General features: G+C 58.1%; 4 protein-coding genes and 1 pseudogene. 2 read left to right on the top strand and 3 right to left on the bottom strand.

The window, feature by feature from the left end; all coding sequences use genetic code 11:
- Nucleotides 1-463 precede the first annotated feature (463 nt).
- Nucleotides 464-832 carry a PilZ domain-containing protein gene (locus AC0L30_RS42395; RefSeq protein ID WP_473406739.1) on the bottom strand — a complete coding sequence of 123 codons (369 nt, stop codon included), beginning with the start codon at nucleotides 830-832 and terminating at the stop codon, nucleotides 464-466.
- 1,196 nt (nucleotides 833-2,028) lie between these two features.
- On the opposite strand from AC0L30_RS42395, the gene AC0L30_RS42390 reads away from it, so the two are divergent.
- Nucleotides 2,029-2,304 (top strand): hypothetical protein, encoded by a 276-nt coding sequence (locus AC0L30_RS42390; protein WP_231145937.1) that lies wholly within the window; start codon nucleotides 2,029-2,031, stop codon nucleotides 2,302-2,304.
- A gap of 103 nt (nucleotides 2,305-2,407) precedes the next feature.
- Here AC0L30_RS42390 and AC0L30_RS42385 read toward each other — a convergent pair whose 3' ends face one another.
- Together AC0L30_RS42385 and AC0L30_RS42380 are read right to left on the bottom strand one after the other, a co-directional pair.
- On the bottom strand, nucleotides 2,408-2,782 hold the full coding sequence (locus tag AC0L30_RS42385) for an integrase core domain-containing protein (protein ID WP_473406738.1): 375 nt from the start codon (nucleotides 2,780-2,782) through the stop codon (nucleotides 2,408-2,410).
- A 951-nt stretch (nucleotides 2,783-3,733) separates the two neighbouring features.
- Nucleotides 3,734-3,926: pseudogene (locus AC0L30_RS42380) on the bottom strand (IS3 family transposase); the annotation flags it as partial.
- Nucleotides 3,927-4,140: 214 nt separating this feature from the next.
- Here AC0L30_RS42380 and AC0L30_RS42375 point away from each other — a divergent pair.
- On the top strand, nucleotides 4,141-4,415 hold a 275-nt coding region (locus tag AC0L30_RS42375), incomplete at its 3' end, for a hypothetical protein (protein WP_473406737.1).

The following is a 4,415-nucleotide window of genomic DNA, read 5'->3' as shown; positions in this document are numbered from 1 at the left end:
TCCCTGCAATCTCAAATGCCGCCGCAACCGGAAAACTGACTCCTGCTCAATCGCTTAGAGCCTTGTTCACGGACGACGCCGTAGCGTCATCCCGATGGTGTCTCGAACGACCCCCAGCACGGGCAGCATGCCGAGGCGAGACGCTGGACTGCCGTGAGCCAGAAAACAAGCCACGCCTCGATCAGGACGGCTGTGCAGATGCAGAGCAGCATCACGCACCTGTCAAATTCACAGCGTATGACAGTAATCGGCGGCAGGATCTTCGTTCGCGCTTTGAGGTAGAATCCAAGCACACTCGAGAAAACGGCAGTTGCCAATGGCGCATAAGGAAATCTCACGTCTGAAACAACGAGCAAATTGCTATCGAACCAACGGCTGTCTACTGGCAAAAGAGCAACTTCCGACAGCATAGTGCAACCGCAGCAAATGTCGCGATCGGCCAGAGGCCACCAACAGGGGGATTCTAGCGCAAAAGGGAGCTTCTATCTGGCTCCACGAGGGTCGAATAATGGCCCGTGTTTTGGAATGCCACCCCGATGAAGTCTCCTTGTCGCCAGATGAGGCGACAAGGGTAGGTGGTGCGAAATTCATCGAAGGAAAGCGAAAACTCGGTCGGCAGAAGCGTGAGTCCATTAAGCTGAAGGCCCGCGCCTCTATTGGAGAGATCACGTACCAGGCAGGGCTCGGAGGTGATGTGTCCCGGAATTGAGAGAAAAACACCTCGCCGCACCGACTGCCTTTCAATCGACCGCCGGGAACAAGTCTTTCCTTCCCATTGACGGACCTTTTCTTGCAACTTCTTTAGCTCTCGGTACTGGCGCTCCAGACTCACGCGCTCCTCCGCTTTGTTGGCGCTTCCCACAGGTGCCGAAATGCAACAACCGCCGGATAGTATATTAGAGCAATCCTGAGGTTGAGGGAATTCCGGACAACTACCGTTCGTGGCCTATCCCAATTTGGGCAGGGTCCTACTTAGAACAGCGTCGAAGCCCGACGAAGTCATTTAGGCCGCCAGAACCGGCGCTGCGTCGGCGCTCGGGCTAGCAAACTGGTACGGCTGCTATCCCTGGTCCGGTTTGCGGTGCCAACGGGACAAACACGGCAATTGCAATGTCCGCCGTGGGTCATTTACGAGGGACTCATCGGGATTTTCGGATGGTTGATGTCCGTTTCGCTCGTGAGCACCCGACAGGGCCGCCGGTCGGGGGCGTTGCGTTTTGACCAACGCCTGTGATTCAAACTCCCAAACTGGGAAGACGAACTCGCTGGCCATGAATCGGGTGCCATCAAGCGCATGCTCGTGTCACAGTCAACTACCTGCTTGGGCAGTTGATCGAAACGACAAACATAGGACAAATCAATGTCAAGGAATGCGTTTCTGCGTTTCGCTGAACACCTTCACATCTCGTAGTTTTCAAGCGGGATCGAGGCAGGTGGCTGGGCCGGATAAGCTGAGCTGCTGGGAATTCCAGATCTATGCCATGGCTTGACCAGGAAACGCAATTTGCCGGCGAGAGCTGCCGTGTATTGACCCGTCACGTCGTTCGACCAAAGCATTTCGTTCTCGGGTTGACCAGGCGAACGGAGCCTGATGCCCCTGCAATTCCATCGCGCTCTCGAAGACATGGAAATATGGAGTGCGAGCAGCGACGGCTATTCGTTCGTGATCAGCTTCCAGAGCCCGACTGGTCGTGGCTTCCGCGGAAGGTTGGGCTACGTCGCCTCGTGGCGTCCGCTTGACCAGAGCCGTGGCTCGATCAGGATTCTCGGCTCGCCGCTCCAAAGCTTCGCTGAGGCCGAGAATGCGTGCAACAGTATGCTGAATTACCTCCGAGACCTGAACTGATTCCCACTCGCTGAGAATTTGGAGCCTCGCCAAATGCCACAGTCGCTCCGAGCGCCGCCCAGGATACGCGATAGAATCTCACCGCTCACTCATTATGTAAAGGCGTTGGAGCACATGCTGGCAGCCGATGCAGACGAAGTTGATCTTTAGGAAACGGCATTCGGGATAATGGGTCGCGTACAATGAGCAGCAGACAGCTTGAAGATGAGTACGACCGCGAGGAAGCCGAGGCGATTGCCGCGGCACTTGACCTCACGCCCGATGAACTAAATGAAATCGAGTATACGATACACGAGATCGCCAACGACGACGGGCTGGTTTACGGGTACGGCGTAGAGATCAAAGAAGGCGCCCCGCAGTACATCCTCGATAAGCTTGTGCGACTGCCCAGGCGGGGCAACTTAGTGCTGATCCATCTGCGCGGATATGAAATGGACCCGCGGAGCGGGACCGGTTGAACTGGTTTGTTAGTTAGAAACTGACCGCTCCTGATCCCTTTCTATCACGCTGCCTAGCACGCTGCCAGAGACTCTGTCTGCTGCAGTTGCTGTGGGCATGTGGTCAACGCGTCAGCGTTGTCCACCATGTCCACAGCCTTCGGGCCAGCGTCCGTTCGCGCCAGACCGCCATCGGCGTGCGATAGCCATGCGCCTGATGAAGGCGGCGATCGTTGTAGAAGGCGATCCAGCTGGCGATCCCTGCTTTGGCCTCGCGGCCATCGGCATAGCCCTTGAGATAGATGTCCTCATGCTTGAGCGACCGCCACAGCCGCTCGATGAAGACGTGTGCGATACCGCTCATCCGGCGCGCCGCGTGTTGAAGCGCTGCTATGTCGGTCGGCCCGGCGCCAGTCGCGAGATTGAGTTCGTTCTGCAGGTGCTGGAATTCTGTCCTGCACCGGTCTGGCTCGGCGAGAAGCACCGCGAATTCGTCCATTGGCGAAAGGCCCTTCATTGCATGACTGCGGCCACGTGACACTCCGATCTGGTGTCTTTTCAGGGGGGGCCGCCAGCATCGGATCGATCTCTTCTTCAAGTCAGCGCTGGAGAGACTTTAGGAGGAAGCCCACCATCCATCGGGGAAGGCCTCCAGCAAAGTCCACTCGACTTGGTTGTCGTTGTCAGGGGGACTGATAGCGCCTGCATTCCTGCTCGGTCGCGCGTGGCGACGGAGGCGGACAGACGAGGCGCCTGGTTCACGGCTTCGATGGCGGCGCCAAGCAGGACGTGTCAAGCGTAATGGAAGCACACCGCGGGCGCGGCGCTCTGCTTCTTCCACCAAACGTCGAAGATCTTCCAATTCTGAGAGCTGAGAAGTGAGTTCGCTAAGTCGTTCGACGTAAAGGATTGCGCGAGAGCCTCGCATAAATGTCCTCCCAGGAGAAAAAACACGATCAGGACGGCTTCAGGGCAAATAGCTCGGGTAAAAGTGGAAACTACCAGGGGTAGCTATCGGATTTCAATACGTAAGGCTTGCTGCCTCAGAATGTGCTCGAACGCGAGAGGTGTTGCCGCGAGGGGCGGCAACCGCGAGCCCGTCTGCTAGCGCCACTGTCGCACGGACCCTGTCGTTTCTGACAGGCGAGGAACCGCCAAGGTGTGGGCGGGCATGACCGCGACCAAAAAGACGAGCGCCGCGACTATGCCACGTTACTGCTTCGCGATTTTCCACAATAGAGAAAAGGCGTCGAGACTGGAGCGCGATCGCTCTGCTGAATTTAGCGGTCCAATGGAGCGCCCGTGTCGCTCGGGATATCCCCAGCGGTCCCGGCTACGATTAGACTAGCGGCGCCGTTGCTAATCGTGCTCGACGCCTCCGTTGCTGAGATCGCTCTGCATGCCTCGGTGGTGTCGGCGAGAAAGAACCCCGAATGACCTTCCCCAAGTGTTATCCAGTCCTGAGTTCGCCCGTGCCGTTGGATTTGCCCGGTTGGGCGGTGGCAGCGACGGGGCTGGCGCGGAGGTCGGCATAGCGCAGCGCCAGATCCCGGCGCGGGTGGCAGGTCATCGCGAACTCGGACGGGGTTCTCCATCCGAACTGCGAGTGCGGGTCGCGTAGCGTTGCAGTCGGCCCGCCAGCAAATCCGCGCTGCTCCAGGATCTCATAGACCGGGACTCCAATAGACGCCGCTGAATTCCATCGCCACGCTGGTGACGCCGCACGCTTTAAACCAGTTCGCCAGATCACGGCTCCGATGTGTGAAATTGACTGAAAACGCTTTTGGCACGCCGGCCGTTCCACATATTGGGGTAAGGCCAGACCTACGGGAGCTGGTAGTGGGAGGAGAGTGCGGGTTGAGTAGCCTTGGGGTAATGCAGCACGACCGACCACGGTACCAGACTGTCGACGCCAAGTTCTTGCGAGCGATCATCTTGCTGCTCGATGCCCTCCAGATTGAGGGCGGGTGCCGGGAGAACCTTAAGCGTGGCGCAACAAGTCAACCGCATGATGCAGATGAGATCAACACGGACGGGGTGGTGCGTGTGGCCGTAATACGCCTTCTGCGCGCCTATATTGCGGCGATCGGACAGAGCGATAGGGCGCGAGCGGCACTCCTAGAACGGCTATG

The organism is Bradyrhizobium sp. MI1.11 (genome assembly GCF_055811255.1).
This window is presented reverse-complemented; position numbering and strand designations above follow the sequence as displayed.